Annotated in this window: 10 protein-coding genes; 6 read left to right on the top strand and 4 right to left on the bottom strand. The window is 66.6% G+C overall.

The genetic code is table 11. The features are described from left to right. Positions 1–6: 6 nt before the first annotated feature. The 4 genes from Q4G50_RS02045 to Q4G50_RS02060 are packed head-to-tail and all read right to left on the bottom strand — an operon-like array spanning position 7 to position 9,230. Positions 7–2,751, bottom strand: a complete 2,745-nt coding sequence (locus Q4G50_RS02045) for a hypothetical protein (RefSeq protein ID WP_303375975.1) — start codon at positions 2,749–2,751, stop codon at positions 7–9. Continuing rightward, positions 2,751–6,380 (bottom strand): tubulin-like doman-containing protein, encoded by a 3,630-nt coding sequence (locus Q4G50_RS02050; RefSeq protein WP_303375976.1) that lies wholly within the window; start codon positions 6,378–6,380, stop codon positions 2,751–2,753. The genes Q4G50_RS02045 and Q4G50_RS02050 overlap by 1 nt, the downstream gene beginning before the upstream one ends. Positions 6,381–6,412: 32 nt before the next feature. After that, complete coding sequence (locus Q4G50_RS02055) at positions 6,413–8,881, bottom strand: vWA domain-containing protein (RefSeq protein ID WP_303375977.1); 2,469 nt, start codon at positions 8,879–8,881, stop codon at positions 6,413–6,415. 1 nt (position 8,882) lies between these two features. Then, positions 8,883–9,230 (bottom strand): hypothetical protein, encoded by a 348-nt coding sequence (locus Q4G50_RS02060; protein ID WP_303375978.1) that lies wholly within the window; start codon positions 9,228–9,230, stop codon positions 8,883–8,885. 321 nt (positions 9,231–9,551) lie between these two features. Between Q4G50_RS02060 and hrcA the strand changes: the two genes are divergently transcribed. The 6 genes from hrcA to Q4G50_RS02090 are packed head-to-tail and all read left to right on the top strand — an operon-like array spanning position 9,552 to position 15,325. Next, entirely contained in the window at positions 9,552–10,559 is a 1,008-nt protein-coding gene (gene hrcA, locus Q4G50_RS02065; protein WP_303375979.1) for a heat-inducible transcriptional repressor HrcA, read from the top strand. Positions 10,560–10,605: 46 nt separating this feature from the next. Then, positions 10,606–11,733, top strand: coding sequence for a molecular chaperone DnaJ (gene dnaJ, locus Q4G50_RS02070; protein WP_303375980.1), 1,128 nt, complete (start codon positions 10,606–10,608; stop codon positions 11,731–11,733). Beyond that, a complete protein-coding gene (locus tag Q4G50_RS02075) occupies positions 11,730–12,443 on the top strand; it encodes a 16S rRNA (uracil(1498)-N(3))-methyltransferase (protein WP_303375981.1) in 714 nt (237 codons plus the stop codon). The genes dnaJ and Q4G50_RS02075 overlap by 4 nt, the downstream gene beginning before the upstream one ends. 34 nt (positions 12,444–12,477) lie before the next feature. Continuing rightward, positions 12,478–13,440, top strand: coding sequence for a PhoH family protein (locus Q4G50_RS02080; RefSeq protein WP_303375982.1), 963 nt, complete (start codon positions 12,478–12,480; stop codon positions 13,438–13,440). Further along, complete coding sequence (gene ybeY / locus Q4G50_RS02085; protein ID WP_303375983.1) at positions 13,437–13,997, top strand: rRNA maturation RNase YbeY; 561 nt, start codon at positions 13,437–13,439, stop codon at positions 13,995–13,997. Before Q4G50_RS02080 ends, ybeY begins: the two co-directional genes overlap by 4 nt. After that, the gene (locus Q4G50_RS02090; RefSeq protein ID WP_303375984.1) at positions 13,997–15,325 is read left to right on the top strand and encodes a hemolysin family protein; all 1,329 of its coding nucleotides are present in this window, start codon (positions 13,997–13,999) and stop codon (positions 15,323–15,325) included. Before ybeY ends, Q4G50_RS02090 begins: the two co-directional genes overlap by 1 nt. The last annotated feature ends 13 nt before the right edge of the window (positions 15,326–15,338 follow it).

Below are 15,338 nucleotides of genomic sequence, written 5' to 3' on the forward strand. Positions count from 1 at the left end.
TTCGTCCTAGATCAGGGAGTCCCAGTCGGGGGTGTTATTCGTTTCCTGCTGGGTCGGCGGGGTGCCGGGGGACGCCGGCTCCTGCCAGGTGGGGGACGCCGGGGCGGCGGCCTGCTGGTCGGCGAGATTCTCCAAGCGGGTGAAGTTGCCGAACTGGACCACGCTCACTGAGCTGGTCAGGGTGCCGGCGGTCTGGGCATCAGCCGGGGCGGTGAAGGTACCGCTGATTGCCGGGTCGACTGCGGTGGCACCCGCGTTCACGCCTTCGTTGTTGAGCGAACGGTTGGAGAAGTGGTGGCTGCCGTGGTCTGCGTCGCGCAGATCAGACCGGAAATCCTCCCGGCTGACGCTGACGCGTTGGCCGTCGCGGTAGAGCTCGATGGCGGCGTCACGCTGGTCGAAACGCGAGGCGATGCCATGGCCGCTGATGGCCTTCGCCCAGACCCGATCGGCGTGGCTGCGGTCATCCGCCCCACCCTCCGCGACGAGGGTGGACAGCTTATCCAGCGGGGATCGGGAACCGGTGCCCGCCTGGCCGTGCAGTTCGTTGACGGAGGCAATGCGGGTGCCGTCGACGTGCTGGAGCTCGGCGGCGGCGTCGTCGACAAGCTGGGTGAGTGCGCGGTCTGCCCAGTCCCGCGGGAAGGCGGCGCGGCGCAGGTCGTTGACCATGCGCTGCTGCTCCTCAGACGGCAGGATCGCACGCCCCAGGCGGGTCGTGCGCGGCAGCCCGGAACTCGGGATGGTGACGGCGCTGTGATCGTGGTCGACCCGGCCCAGCGGCTGGGAGATCGCGCGCCCTAGCAGCTTCGACCAGGACAGGAACTGGTGGTAGGAGCGGGCGAGCCGCTCGACGTCATTGAGCGCCGAGTTGGAGTTGTGGCGGGCGATCTCTTCGTTGGCCACGAGCAGTCGCATCTGTTCCATGTCCTGGAGCACCCCGCGGCGGGCCCGCGCGAAGACGAGCATCTGTATACCCATGATGATCACCGTGGTGAGGAATACCAGCAGCAACGTCCACCTCCAGTCGATGCCGCTCAGCCAGTCAGCGAAACGGTATTTCGGCTGGTAATGCGCCAAGGTGAGGTATCCGATGACCAGCATGAGCACGGCCCACAAGGCAGTGAACATGCGCAGGGTACGGGTGAGGCGACGGTTCTCGGAGTTGTAGTCGCGGCCTTCATAACCTTGGAGCGAGTCAGCGGTGTTCCGGTGGGTGTCACGCCAATGGCGGGCGTTGTCCTGCGCCTGCTTGAGCATCCACGTCAGGCGCTCACCCGTCTGCCAGGCGAAGGACGTGGAGACGCGGGAGACCCATTCGTTGAAACGCTCACTGAGCGCCAGGACGTTGCGGTCCGAGGTCTGCGTCACCGCGAAATCCAGGCCCTCCTTGTACAGGCGGGCGTGGTGCGAATCGTAAGGGCTGATGACGGCGTTCTCCGGTTGCAGGCCGAGGATGTCCGTCAGCTGCGGGTGGTAGCCCTCGAAGGTGTCGGCCGGGTCGGGCACGGACATCCAGCCCTGCTCGACGATGGCGGGATTGTGCTGATTATCGCGCGGGGCGTCGAATTCATCGCCGAGGTAGTTGGTGCCGTCGACAAGCATGAGCGAGACGCGACGGTAACCGTTCCACAGGTCGGGCAGGCTCGGCGGATCCTCGATTCGCAGGCCGCGGGAACGGGCCGAGTCCTTGAGGTCGGCGGTGGCCTCGGTCAGCTCGAACAGCCCCGGATCGGTGAAACGACCTTGGTAGGTGCCGCACACGATGTCGACTGCCGCACCCTGCCCATAGAGTGTGTTCTGCACGGCCTTGCCGATGGCGGAGTTGATCGCATGGCCCTGGGCGTCCTTCCAGTCCTTCGGCGTGCCTATCGACGCGCGGAAGAACTCACCCAGGAACTTCTTCAGCGCCGCCCAGGCGGAAGGCTTGATCGTCTCCAGCGTCTGCAGCGGGCGGGCCGGGGTGATGAGGGAATCGCGGTAGCGGTTGAGTAGCGCATCAGCCAGCTGGCCGCTCGTGGCCTGCGGGTTCGGCATGCGCACCACCTGACGGCTGTCCTCGACCATGGGCAGCGGTAGCTGCGCGGTGACGTCGAAGACCTGCTCGCGGATCTCGGCCTCGATCTCCGAGGCATCGACCGTGCGGTGGTAGGCGCGCACGAGGCGGAAGGTGTACTCGTCGCCGGTGGAGACGGCGCGGCCCTGGTCGTCGAGAAGCGGGGCGCGCTCGGCGGAACGCCACAGACCGGTCAGTGTCGCCAAGGTGGACGCGGCGAGCTGAGAGATGGCCTGCGGATCATCGGAACGGTTGATCGGGGTCACCGAGGAGGTCGGGGAATCCGAGTCCTCCGGGGCGATGGCCACCGTGGCCCAACCCATCTCGGGGGCCGGAACGAGGGTGTCCAGCGGCAGTCGGGGCAGCAGTACCCGCACGCGCGGGTTCGTGCCGGGGACGCGGGCGTCAATGGCACCGGTCCACCGCTGCACCGCGGACATATCGAAATCCTCGAGCGGATCCAGGGCGACGAGCAGGACGTTGCCATCGATGTCACGCAGCACCTCATCAAGGGTGGACACGGACAACATCTCACCATCCGGGCGGCACACTCGCACCGCCGGCTGATCGGAGTCCAGGCGCGGGTCCACCCACGCGAAGGGCCGGACGAGTGACATCGCGGCCAGGTCCTGCAGGTGGGCACGGACCTGGTCGGCGATGGCGCCGGAACCGAAGAACATCACGGTGGGCAGCATCAGATCAGGCCTCCGCCGAAGTCGGGCAGCTGGGGTTCATTGGTGGTGGGACGGGTCGGATCCGGCCGGGTGGCGCCGGGGAAGGGATCGAAACTGACCGGGGCATCGGCCTGCTTCTTCGCCTCCTCGAGGCGGGCCAGCAGATCCTCGGAGACGGCCACGACATCGGGTGCCATGTCGCGGTACAGCGGCATCCGCTTGGCGTACTCTCGGCTGGTCACCTGCGCCCACGGCTTCTCCTCCGGCTGGGAACCCGGCAGGGCCGAGCGGTTGTCGGTGACGAAGGTGGAGGCATTCTGGTGCGACTTCAGCAGTGCGGAACGTAGCAGCTCATAGCGCTCGTCGACGTCGGCCCCCAGGGTGTCCTGGGAGGGGCGGGCGCCGGTGCGCAGGAACTCCGCCAGGTGGGTGACCACCGGATGATTGACCACGCCACCAGTCGTGGGACCGGAACGGGCATCGTCGTAGATGCCGCGCAGCAGGTGGTAGGGGCGCAGGGAGCTACCCTGGCGGCCGTGCTCATCGGTGAGCGCGACGTTGGCGTAGGCCAGCAGCACAGACTCGATGACAGCGGGCATCCAGTCGATGGCGGCCTGCATCTCGGTCGGAGGGGTCAGCATCGGGCTCGGGAAATCCACCCACGCCTGGGCCGCATTGTCGAAGATGTGCGCCGCCGCTTGCGGGGTATTGGGCTGCGAGATATGGATCTGACCGGTGGTGACACCGATGATCCAACCCGCAACCATTGCACGACGCTCATCGTCGGAAAGCGGCAACGCGGCCGGCAGTGGACGGGAACGGCGCAGGGACCAGAAGCCCTCCTGCCCCTTGCGGCGCGCCCACTCGCGGGAGATCGGGGCCAGCAGGGAGGAGAAGACCAGCGGTGAGTAGTTCGGGTAGGAGCCGAACACGTCGATGTGGCGGACCTTCTCACCCAGGCTGAGCACCTTGGTGAACTCCCCGAGGGTGGTGTCGTCGAGGTTGTTCTTCGCGTCGAGGATCTCCTTGAGAGCATCACCCGCGCGGGTGTCCTTGAGGGGGATCTCCGAGAAGGTGAAGCGGGAGAGGTCCGGGCGGTTGTGGATGGTGGAGACCAGGTTCGCGTCGACGGCGGCCAGCGGGCGGGCCTGGGCCAGCGCCTCATTGAAGGCGGCGCGCAGGCGGGTCATGCGGTTCTGCGCCTCGATATCATTGATCGTCGCCTCGGTCATGTAGCTGCGCAGATCAGCGGAAATGAAGTTGGAGAAGTGATCGTTCGGGCGCGCGATCCAGCTGCGTGCACGGCCGAGGATATCCGCCGGGCGGATGCGGGCCCGGAACTGACCGGGGCGGGACTCGCGGGTTTCACCGCCGGTCGGGGAGTGCAGCAGGTGCTTGGAGATCCATCCGGCGCGGTTGCCACCGGTACGTCCCTCAATGGGGCGCGGGGCGAGAGTGTCCGCGGGAGCCTTCTCCGCAGCCTGGGTGTTCCACTTGCCGACGATGATCGAGCGCGAGGCGATCTTCGTGGCTTCGCGGTAGTCGAAGACACCCGGGTCATCGACCTGGATGGTCTGCAACAAATGCGCCTCGTAGTCCTGGGGGAAAGACTCCACCTCGGTGATGAGGATCTCGTTCTGGGAGCCCTTGAAACGATCGGCGATGCGCTCATCGTTGTCGTTGGGCCAGGCGACCGGCTCGTTGGTGGCCACATCCGCGAGGTTGGTGCGGGCGCGGGCGGAGGAATCGGCGATTTCGAGGGTGGCGTGGGCGGAGCGCAGCTCGTCGTCGAGACGCCCGATGACGGAACGGACGAAGTCCTCCAGGACCGGCTCCAGGTAGGAGGCGACGGAGACGAGGAAGAACTGGTGGAGCTGCCCGCGGTAGAGGTCTGCGATGGAATCCAGCAGCTGCGCCGACTGGCTGACGTTGCCGCGCCCGCTGAGCGGGGAGAGACGCTCATCCAGACCCTGCGGGGTAGCCAGGGCCGCCCGCCCGCGGGACTCGGACAGGAGTGTCTGCATCGGCTGGATGACACGCTGGGTGTAGATGTCACGCAGCTGGCTGAGGATGGCCTCCAGGTAGGGCACACCGTGGGCGGCGAGCTCATCCTCGGACATGTCGATGAGATTGTTGGTGAGGTTGTCGGCGAACTCGTAGACCGCGGCGTAGGCGGAGGAGCCCAGCTGACGCGAGATCTCGTCGTTGAGACGCGGGTCGGCGAGACGGGTGCGGATGAGCTGTGAGAACTCCTGGGACTTCATGCCGTCACCGGTGGGCAGCTGCTCCCGCAGCATCGCGGTGGCCGAACCGGAGGCGGGAGTGGCGTACTTCTCGAACACTGCGCCGAGCCAACCGCGCAGGTTGTCACTGTTCGGGGTGGCCTGGTTGAAACGCGGGTCCAGGTCGAGGCGGGTGAGCACGGCGGGGAAACGCTCGGACAGGCGGGCCTGGAGCTGCTCCTCGCCGGTTGCCGGGTTGGAGGCGTCGAGGTGACCGCGCATGAGACGCTCGAAGGCGGTCTTGGCCAGACGCTGCGCGGAGTACTCCGCGTAGCGGTCGCGGCCCATGCTCAGCTGGGCATAACCCCAGGTGGCCCAGGGCATGACATCCCACGGCAGCTTGTCGCGGTCGCCCCAGCCGAGGAAGGAGCGGTCGGCGTCCGGGGAACCGGTGTTGGCCAACAGGTAGGAGGCGAAGGAGTTCGAGGCCTCCTCAGAGGCCATGAGGGCGGCCAGCGCGCGGCCGACGCCGCGGTAGACGGTGTTGGGGGTGCCGTCGCCGAAGACGGTGCCCTGGGAACCCATGCGTGCTCCGAGGGGGAAGAGACGGGCGAAGGTCTGGTGACTGCCGAGGGACTCAATGCCGGCAGCCTTGAAGATGGCCTGGTCATTGGCGGTGGCCGCACCGGTCTGGGCGGCCAGGGCCTCACCGAACATGGCCAGGGAGTTCGGCCAGGTACCCACGACGGCGGAATCGGCCAACGTCTCGAAGATCTCCGGGGTATACATGAACACCGCAGTGTTCTTAGGATCGCCGTTCGGCAGGGTGGACAGGGCACGGCAGACGTCGACGAACATCGAGGCACCCGCGCCACCGGCCATGGAGGAGATCACCAGGATGATGGGAGTGGAGGCGGAAAGATCCTGACGACGCCCCGTCAGTTTCTCACTCAGCGCGTTGATCTCGGAGTCCGTGTCCGCGTCGAAGAGGTCGGACAGGGCGTTGTTGAGCTCGGTGCGGATCTTGCGGAGCGAGTTGATGGTGAGCATGCGGCCCAGGGCGCGGTACTGGCCGGCGCCATCAGAGATCGGGGTGGTGATGCGCTCCGGCTGGCGGGGAGCCCACGTGGCGATCTCCCCGAGTGCTCCCTTGGCCCCGAGGCCTGCGGAGACACCGGCGTCGAAGGTGGAGTACTGCTGGTCAGAGCCGATGCTGACATAACGGCCACCGCTTTCGGGCACGTTGCCCAGACCGGACGGGCCCGGCTCCGGGGTGCCGGCGACGTCGATGGTGACAAACTGCCATGCCTTCGGTAGTTGCGTGAGCGACGGGTCGACGCTGCGCAGCATCGCCTTGAGCTGGTCGATCATGTAGGCCTGCGTTTTGGCTCCGGAACCGCCACAGCCGACTACCAGGAATTTCTTCAACGTGAATCCTCTTCTTCTCTATCGGTGAAATATCAGGAAGTGGAGCGGGGGCCCCAGCCGGTGTCCGTGTCAGGTCCCCAGCCGGTGTCCGGTGAGGGAGCACTCCAGCCCTCACTGACGGGGTCGGGGTCGGGGGAACTGGGGGCCTCAGGGGCCTTATCCAGTGCCCGGTCGAGCCGGTCGGCTCCCTTGGATGCGATGTCGCTGACCAGTGAATCGAGGGAGTCGCGGGTGGTGAGCTCGTCCACGAGCAGGACGATATGGCCCTGGTCCTTCGACCCCGGGGTGGCCTCCGCGTACCAGTGGTTGTGCACGGCCAAAGGCAGAGTGTCTCCGCCCTGGTCGGTCATGACGGTGCCGGGGATTCCCACGCGCGCCGGGGTGAAGGGGTTGGCTCCCAGCTGCACGGACAGTGCGCGGCCAGCGGCGGTGAGCGAGCGACCGTTGTGGCTCAGGCGCTGGGTGTTGTTGATCACCTCGTCGAAGGTGGCGGTGAAATCGCCGCCGGTATCGGTGCGCAGCAGGCGACCGTTCTCCACCTTGACGGGGAATGACACCGCGTGCAGTCCCGGGGACTTCGGCACGGTGCCGGTCAGGTACTTGAGCAGGTACAGCAGCCCCAGCGGAATGAGCAGGGCCAGCAGCAGTGCGACGACGAGCGCCAGGCCGAACGCGGAGGCGCTGACGGGGGCGCGCATGGAGCCGTTCAGGGGAACCGACACCGGTTCGTCGGTGTCGCCCTCCGCGGAGATCAGGTGGAGAACCGGTTCGAGGGCCACGGGGCCGTCGGCAAGCGTGTCAGTGGAGGCGGTGACCTCCAGCTCACCGGACTCGCCCTCGGCGAGCTGGAGTGCCGTCTCGGGGGAGTTGTACGGAGAGGTGAGGCGGAGGCTGTCGATGCCGGAGGGCAGCACGCCAGCCAGCTCACCCTCCTCCATCCACACCGCGCCGGGGCCGGACACGGGGACAGCGAACGTCGTCTCGGTCTCCTCGAAGTCGACATTGATGGTGCCGGGGATGCGCGGCATGTTCACCGGGGTGACGGTGATGCCGTGGGTCGATAGGACCGGGGTGAGCCTCGTCCCGGGATCGCCCTGGGTGGTGATGTCGGCGCGCAGGGTCAGCTCACCGGTCAGCGGGCGGTCGACGTTGTCCAGGGAGACGACCGCGGTGCCCCCGGCGATGGACTGCACCTGCCCGAGAACCACCTCGGTGCCGTCAGTGCCGGTGATCACGGCTGTGAGGTCGGCAGTGCCGGCTAGTTCGGCGACGCTGCCGTCACCGCGCACGAGGGAGACGTGCAACGGGTCGGTGCTGCGCAGACCTTCCGCGGTGGATTCCTCCACCTGCAAGGTCAGGCCGGGGGAAATCTGGACCGCCGCGGAGTACTCGCCGGTATCCTCCCCGTCGACGCGGTAGCCGAGTTCCCACTGCCCGGCCCAGGAGCCGCCGTCGGCAAGCTCCATGGTGCCGTCGAACATACCGGGCAGACTTTCAACCTCGGTGACGGTGACCGTGGCGTCGCCGAGGGTGTGCTCACCGGCGCTCAGATCCAGGGTCTGGCCGTCGGGGGCGGTGAGGACGGGGGTGAGGGCGGCGTCGATACGCGAGGTCGGCTGCGCGGAAATACGCACCGGGTCAATCGAATCGTCGAGTACGAAGGCGAAAGGCTCCCGGATATCCTGCGTGGCGCCGACGGAGCCGGGGGACGGGATGATGTTGCGGAACGCGGAGAACAGGCCCGCGGGATCCGTGCCGGCGTTGAAGAACGCGCCGTTGGCGGTGGTGCCGGTCACGCAGCCGTCCTCCTCGGAGATGTTGCGCAGCAATTCTTCGGGGGTGTCGGCGGACGTCGGCATGAGGCCAACGCTGAACATCTGGATACCGGCGCGGCGCATGGTGCCGATGGGACTGTCGGCAGAGCAGATCGCGGCGCGGGCGGCCGCGTCATCGGCCTCCGTACCTTCCACGGTGAGGATGCCGTCGGTGAAGAACAGGGTGGCCTTGCAGGATCCGGCCTCGGAGTGGCGGGCAAATTCGCCCAGCATGCCGTCGAAGGCGGCGCCGTAGGTGGTGTAGGAATCATTTGCCCGCTCCCGGAAGCCGTCGATTGGCCCAGCCAGCTTATCGACGCCGTCCTGCGCGTTCGTCCACTCCCCGTAGGTGGCGGGGTCGGAGCGGTAATGCTGGCCGAAGCCAGCGAGCTTGATGTTGATGTCGGCGTCGAGGTCGCCGGCCAGCTTCTCGAATTGGGCGACCAGGTCACGGGTGGCCTCGACGCGCACGTGTTCGGGATCGGTGGGGGCATCCACCCCGGCCCCGGACAGGGAACCGGATTCGTCGAGGACAAAAAGGACGTCTGCCTTCTTCGTGGTGGCCAGGCAGGAACCGAAGTCCGCCAGGCTGTCCTGGGCGCGGTCGCTGAGCTGCTGCGCGCCGGCACCCGGAGCGAGGATGAGGGTGGTGGCTGCTGCCGCCGCGATGATGCGTGAGAATTTCATGTCAACCTCCGAAGGCCTTGCCGAACCACAGTGCGATCTCCACTGCGGTGATGAGGACGCCGACCACGCCGAGGCCCAGTGCCGCGAAGTAGAGCATTGCCTGCGTGGGGTTGGAGATGTACAAGCTCTCCGCCTGGCGCTTCGTGTCCGCCGAGATGTGCAATCCGGCGAGGATGAAGGTGACGATGCCCGCCAGCACCCAACCGGCGACCGCCAACGTCAACCACAGAGACTCGGTGGCGGTGGAGGTCAGCCACGCCGCCAAGCCCAGGCCGACGCCCACGACGGAGGTGATCAGGGCGGCGATGATGAAGGGCCAGGGGCCGCTCGTGGCCCGGACGGGGCCCACCCCCGGGAGGGGGGCCTGCTCAGACGATCCCCATCCCTGGGCGGAGGGGGGTGGGGGAGGGGTGCCGAATGGATTGCCTCCCCCGGAGCCGGGGGGTGTGGGGGGCGGGGGCATGGTGCCCCCACCGGGGCCGAAAGGGTTAGACATGGCTGCTCCGGGGGGAGAATCGACGTGCCGGATTGTGGCAGGGGATCATCACAATCGGCGGGGTGTACCCATCAAGTAGATCAGAAACGGCGGATTACCGCTGCGCAATTGGGGACTGGTCCCCACCCGCCGATCCCGGATACAATGCTGGCAATTAAGGGAGGAGAGTGCCAGATGGCTAGTTCGACGGACCGCCGCCGCCAGGAGGTGCTGCGCGCGATCGTGGCGGACTATATCGCCTCCCAGGAGCCGGTCGGCTCGAAGGCACTGCTGGAAAGGCATCAGCTGCAGGTCTCCAGCGCGACAATCCGCAATGATATGGCGGTGCTGGAGTCGGAGGGTTACATCGTCCAGCAGCACGCCAGCTCCGGGCGTATCCCGACGGAGAAGGGCTACCGGCAGTTCGTCGACCACATCCACGATCTCAAGCCTTTGTCCGCTCCGGAACGGCGCGCGATTTTGACGTTCCTCGAGGACGGCGTCGACCTGGAGGATGTGCTGCGCCGTTCGGTGACCCTGCTCGCGCAGCTCACCCGCCAGGCCGCGGTGATCCAGCTGCCGAACCTCAAGGTGGCCCGTGTCAAACACATTGAGGTTGTCTCGCTGGGGCCGACGCGCCTGCTGCTGGTGCTCATCACGGACACCGGGCGGGTGGATCAGCGCAATGTCGAGCTCGATGAGCTTCTCGACGCCGAGGGGGTCCTCCTCCTGCGCGATCTCCTCAATGGTGCGCTGGTGGACCGTACGCTGCCGGAGGGCTCGTCCTCGCTGGCGGAGCTCGTCGCAAAGGCACCACCGCGCATCAGCCATGCACTTAACCGCGCGGCGAACCGTCTCATCGAGACTCTCGTGGATCAGCCCACGGACCGTCTCATCCTGGCGGGCGCCTCCAATCTCACGCTCGGTCTACCTGGTGTCATCGAGGCGCTGGAGGAGCAGGTCACCGTGCTCAAACTCCTGGCCAATGTCCCCGACCTGGGCAATGTGCACGTGCTCATCGGGGAGGAGAATGAGGACGAGGATCTGCGCGATGCCTCCGTGGTGGCCACCGCCTACGGCTCCGATGGGCATCCGCTCGGCGGGTTGGGTGTGGTCGGGCCCACGTTCATGGACTACCCGGGAACAATTTCCAAGGTGTCCGCCGTTGCACGGTATGTGAGTCGGGTTCTGGCCGGCGAGTAACATTCATTCGGTTATCTATCAGTCGTTGTAAGGAAAGCAATTCACCGTGGCTCGTGACTATTACGGAATTCTGGGCGTGACCAAGTCCGCGTCGGATGCGGAAATCAAGAAGGCCTACCGCAAACTGGCCCGCCAGTACCACCCGGATGTCAACCCCTCCGAGGAGGCGGCGGAGAAGTTCCGTGAGGCATCGGTGGCGCACGAGGTGCTCACCGACCCGGAGAAGCGTCGCATCGTCGACATGGGCGGTGATCCGATGGAGCAGGCCCAGAGTGGTTACGGTGGCGCCCAGGGTGGTTTCGGCGATATCTTCGAGGCGTTTTTCGGTGGGGGTGGCGGTTCCCGTGGCCCGCGTTCGCGCGTCCAGCCGGGCAATGACGCTCTCCTGCGCGCCTCCATCACCCTGGAGGAGGCTTTCGCGGGTGTGAAGAAGGACATCACCGTCGACACGGCCGTCGTGTGTGATCACTGCACGGGCTCTGGTTCGGAGTCGAAGGCTAAGCCCGTCACCTGTGGCCAGTGCCACGGCCAGGGTGAGGTACAGGAGGTGCAGCGTTCCTTCCTGGGCAACATCATGACCTCGCGCCCCTGCCCGGCGTGTGACGGCTTCGGCGAGATCATCCAGGATCCGTGCACCCGCTGTTCCGGCCAGGGGCGGATGAAAAAGCGCCGCGATCTCATCGTCAACGTGCCTGCCGGCATCTCCAACGGCATGCGCATCCGCATGGCCGGGCAGGGCGAGGTCGGCCACGGTGGTGGCCCGGCCGGTGACCTCTACGTGGAGATCTCCACCCGCCCGCACCCGGTCTTCCAGCGCGAGGGTGATCACCTGCATCTCACCGTCCAGGTCCCGGTGGTCGACGCCACCTTGGGTACCCAGGTCACGGTGGAGGATCTGGCGGGTAAGGAACTGGTCATCGACATCCCCGCCGGCACCCAGCCCACCGAGGTGTTGCACATGTCCGGGCAGGGTATGCCGCGTCTGCGTACCGAGGGCCGCGGTGATCTGCACACCCACGTCCAGGTGGTCGTGCCCACCGAGATTGACGAGCATACCCGCGAGCTGCTGGAGCAGATCCGCGAACACCGGGCCGACCAGGCGGCCGTCAACCGCGAAGGCGAGGACGGCTCCGGCTTCTTCTCCCGCCTGAAGGGCAAGTTCCGCAACCGATGAGCCTGCCCGTCTTCATCCACCCCGGCCCCTTCGACGGCACCGTCACCCTCGACGGAGCGGAGGGCCGTCATGCGGTGTCCGTGAAGCGCATTGTCGCCGGTGAAAAGATCGTGCTTATCGACGGCCGCGGCACCCACGCCACCGTCACCGTCACCGCCACGCGCGGTAAGGAAGAACTGACTGGGGTGGTGGAGGAACGGGGCGTCGATAAGCAACCGACACCGCGGCTGACCATCGTGCAGGCGCTGCCGAAGGCGGAGCGCTCGGAGCTGGCCGTCGACTTGGCGACGCAGGCCGGGGCCGATGCGATCGTGCCGTGGCAGGCCGAGCGGTGTGTGGCGAAATGGGTCGGCCCGAAGGCTGCCAAGGGTGTGGCCAAGTGGGAGGCGGCGGCCACGGCGGCGGCGAAGCAGTCCCGGCGCACCCGCATTCCGGTGATCCACGAGCCGCTGACCACCGCGCAGCTCGCGGAGTTCCTGGAAGACAAGACTGCGTTGGTCCTCCACGAGGACGCCACCACATCACTGCGGGACATCGACCTGGATGTCGAGGAACTGGTTCTCATCATCGGCCCCGAGGGCGGGATCGGGGCCGAGGAACTGGCGAAGCTTGGTGCGCGGGCCGTGAAACTGGGCCCGGAGGTCCTGCGCACCGCCAGTGCCGCGATGGTGGCACTATCGGCCATCGGGGTGCTCACCGGGCGCTGGTAGAGTTCCCTCTAACATTCGATAAGGAAGCAGGCCCTTGGCAGCACAGGTCATCACGAGGAAAATCGAGCTCGATTCGGCATACACCCAGGCGGTGTTGGGGATCAACGACGAAAACCTGCGGGTCCTCGACAACCAGATCGACGCGGACTTTCACGCCCGCGGCCACCAGGTCACCGTCACCGGACCCGACCACGAGGTGGCGCGCGCCGTGAAGGTGCTGGAGGAACTCGAGTCCATCGCCCGCCGCGGGCACGTCATCTCCCCGGACTCGGTCAAGCACGCCGTCTCCATCGTCACGGTCGAAGCCCCGCAGTCCGTTACCGAGGTCCTGGCTAGTGACATTGTCTCCCGCCGCGGCAAAACCATCCGCGCGAAGACCCTCGGTCAAAAGAACTACGTCGACGCCATCGACGAACACACCATCGTCTTTGGAGTCGGGCCCGCCGGCTCCGGCAAGACCTACCTGGCGGTGGCGAAGGCGGTGCAGGCCCTGCAATCCAAGCAGGTCACCCGCATCATCCTCACCCGCCCCGCAGTGGAGGCCGGTGAGAAGCTCGGCTTTTTGCCCGGCACCCTCAACGACAAGATCGACCCGTATCTGCGCCCGCTGTATGACGCCCTGCGTGACATGCTCGACCCGGAGATGATCCCCAAGCTCATGGAGGCCGGGGTCATCGAGGTTGCCCCGCTGGCGTATATGCGCGGGCGCACCCTCAATGATGCTTTCGTCATCCTCGACGAGGCGCAGAACACCACCGCGGCGCAAATGAAGATGTTCCTCACCCGCCTGGGCTTCGGCTCCAAGATGATCGTTACGGGTGATATCACTCAGGTCGACTTGCCCACAGGCCAGAAGTCCGGCCTCCGGCTGGTGCGCCAGATCCTGCGCGGGGTGGAGGGCATCCACTTCGCGGAACTGTCCAGCAAGGACGTGGTCCGTCACTCGCTCGTCGGCCGCATCGTCGACGCTTATGATGCCTTCGAGGAGAAACAATGAGCATCGAGGTCTTCAACGAATCCGGTTATGAGGGAGTCAACGAGGAGATGCTTATCGACGTCGCCTCCTTCGCCCTCGGCGAAATGGACATCCACCCAGACGCGGAGGCATCCATCCACATCGTCGACCTCAAGACGATCGCCGACCTGCATGTCCGCTGGCTCGACCTGGAGGGCCCGACCGATGTCATGACCTTCCCCATGGATGAGCTCACCCCCGGCTCTGGCTCGGCCCTCGGCGCGCGCCCCGACTCCAAGGGGCCGGGCCCGGCGCTGCTCGGCGACATCGTCCTGTGCCCGGAGTTCGCAGCCAAGCAGGCGAAGGCAGCCGGCCACGGACTCGACCACGAACTCGCGCTACTCACCGTCCACGGCTGCCTGCACCTGCTCGGCTACGATCACGCCACCCCCACCGAGGAACGCGAGATGTTCGCCCTGCAGAACGAGCTGCTCGCCGACTGGTACGACGACGTCGCCCGCCGCGGCGCCACGTTCCCGCCGAAGCCCACCGGCCCACAGGCGTTCCCCTCGGCCGCCGACCGCGCCGGTGAACCCTGATGGAGGTTGACACCGTCTGGCTGAGCGTCGTCACAGTGGTGGCGCTGGCGCTGTCCGGTCTGGTCGGCACCGTCGAGTCGGCCGTCAGCTCGATCTCCCGCGCCCGCGTGGAGGGCATGGTCAAAGACGAGGTCGGCGGTTCCCGCGCGCTGCTCAAGGTCATCGACCACCGCGCCGACAACATCAACCTGCTCATCCTCCTCAAGACCGTGCTGGACGCCACGGCAGCAGTGTTCGCCGCTGCGCTGGCCCGCGACGTCTTCGAATCCGAGGTCTGGGCGATCGTGCTGGCCATCGTGGCCGTCGCCCTGATCACCTACGCAGTTGTCGGCGTTTTCGCCCGCACCATGGGTCGCAAGAACCCGTACTCCATCTCCCTGCGCTCCGCGGTGGTGCTGCAGGCCGTGGCCTATGTCCTCGGCCCCATCGCTCGGATCCTCATCTGGGTGGGCAACCTCATCGCGCCGGGCAGTGGCTTCCGGCACGGGCCCTACGCCACCGAAGTCGAGCTGCGGGAGATGGTCGACATCGCCCAGGAGCACGGCATCGTCGAGGTGGAGGAACGGCGCATGATCCAGTCGGTCTTCGACCTCGCCTCCACCACCGCGCGTCAGGTCATGGTGCCGCGCACCGAGATGATCTGGATCGAGGACGGTAAGCACGCCGGCCAGGCCACCACCTTGTGCGTGCGCTCCGGGCATTCCCGCGTGCCGGTGGTCGGTGAGAACATCGACGACATCCTCGGCGTGGTCTACATCAAAGACCTGGTGCGGCACACTTACCACCTCACCGACGGCGGGGCCTCCGTCGCGGTCACCGAGGTCATGCGCCCGCCGACCTTCGTGCCCGATTCGAAAAACCTCGACGAACTGCTCCACGAGATGCAGCGCGACAAGATCCACATGGCGATGCTCGTCGACGAATACGGCGGCATCGCCGGGCTGATCACCATGGAGGACATCCTCGAGGAGATCGTCGGTGAGATCGCCGATGAATACGACATCGCCGAGGTTGCCCCCATCGAGCTCATCGGCGACCGCACCTACCGCGCCGTCTCCCGCCTGTCCCTGGAAGACCTGCAGGATCAGATCGATGATGACTATGACATCGAGATCCACTTCACCGAAGAGATCGAGGACCAGGTCGAATCCGTGGGCGGCCTCATCGGCTACGAGATCGGGCGCGTGCCACTGCCCAACTCCACCGTGGAGACCTGCGGACTGCGCCTGACCGCCGAGGGCGGGCGTGATCGCCGCGGGCGCATGCGCGTGCGCTCTGTGGTGGTGGAAGTCCTGGAGCGGGCGGACGAGGACGCCGTCGGGGAGTGATTGTGATTTCAAC

Source organism: Corynebacterium sp., assembly GCF_030538285.1.
Taxonomy (GTDB): domain Bacteria; phylum Actinomycetota; class Actinomycetes; order Mycobacteriales; family Mycobacteriaceae; genus Corynebacterium.

Bases quoted from the DNA above. Each gene is read 5' to 3' on its own strand.
- ybeY (WP_303375983.1), top strand. From the start codon at position 13,437: ATGAGCATCGAGGTCTTCAACGAATCCGGTTATGAGGGAGTCAACGAG.
- Q4G50_RS02055 (WP_303375977.1), bottom strand. From the start codon at position 8,881: ATGAAATTCTCACGCATCATCGCGGCGGCAGCAGCCACCACCCTCATC.
- hrcA (WP_303375979.1), top strand. From the start codon at position 9,552: ATGGCTAGTTCGACGGACCGCCGCCGCCAGGAGGTGCTGCGCGCGATC.
- Q4G50_RS02090 (WP_303375984.1), top strand. From the start codon at position 13,997: ATGGAGGTTGACACCGTCTGGCTGAGCGTCGTCACAGTGGTGGCGCTG.
- Q4G50_RS02075 (WP_303375981.1), top strand. From the start codon at position 11,730: ATGAGCCTGCCCGTCTTCATCCACCCCGGCCCCTTCGACGGCACCGTC.
- Q4G50_RS02045 (WP_303375975.1), bottom strand. From the start codon at position 2,751: ATGCTGCCCACCGTGATGTTCTTCGGTTCCGGCGCCATCGCCGACCAG.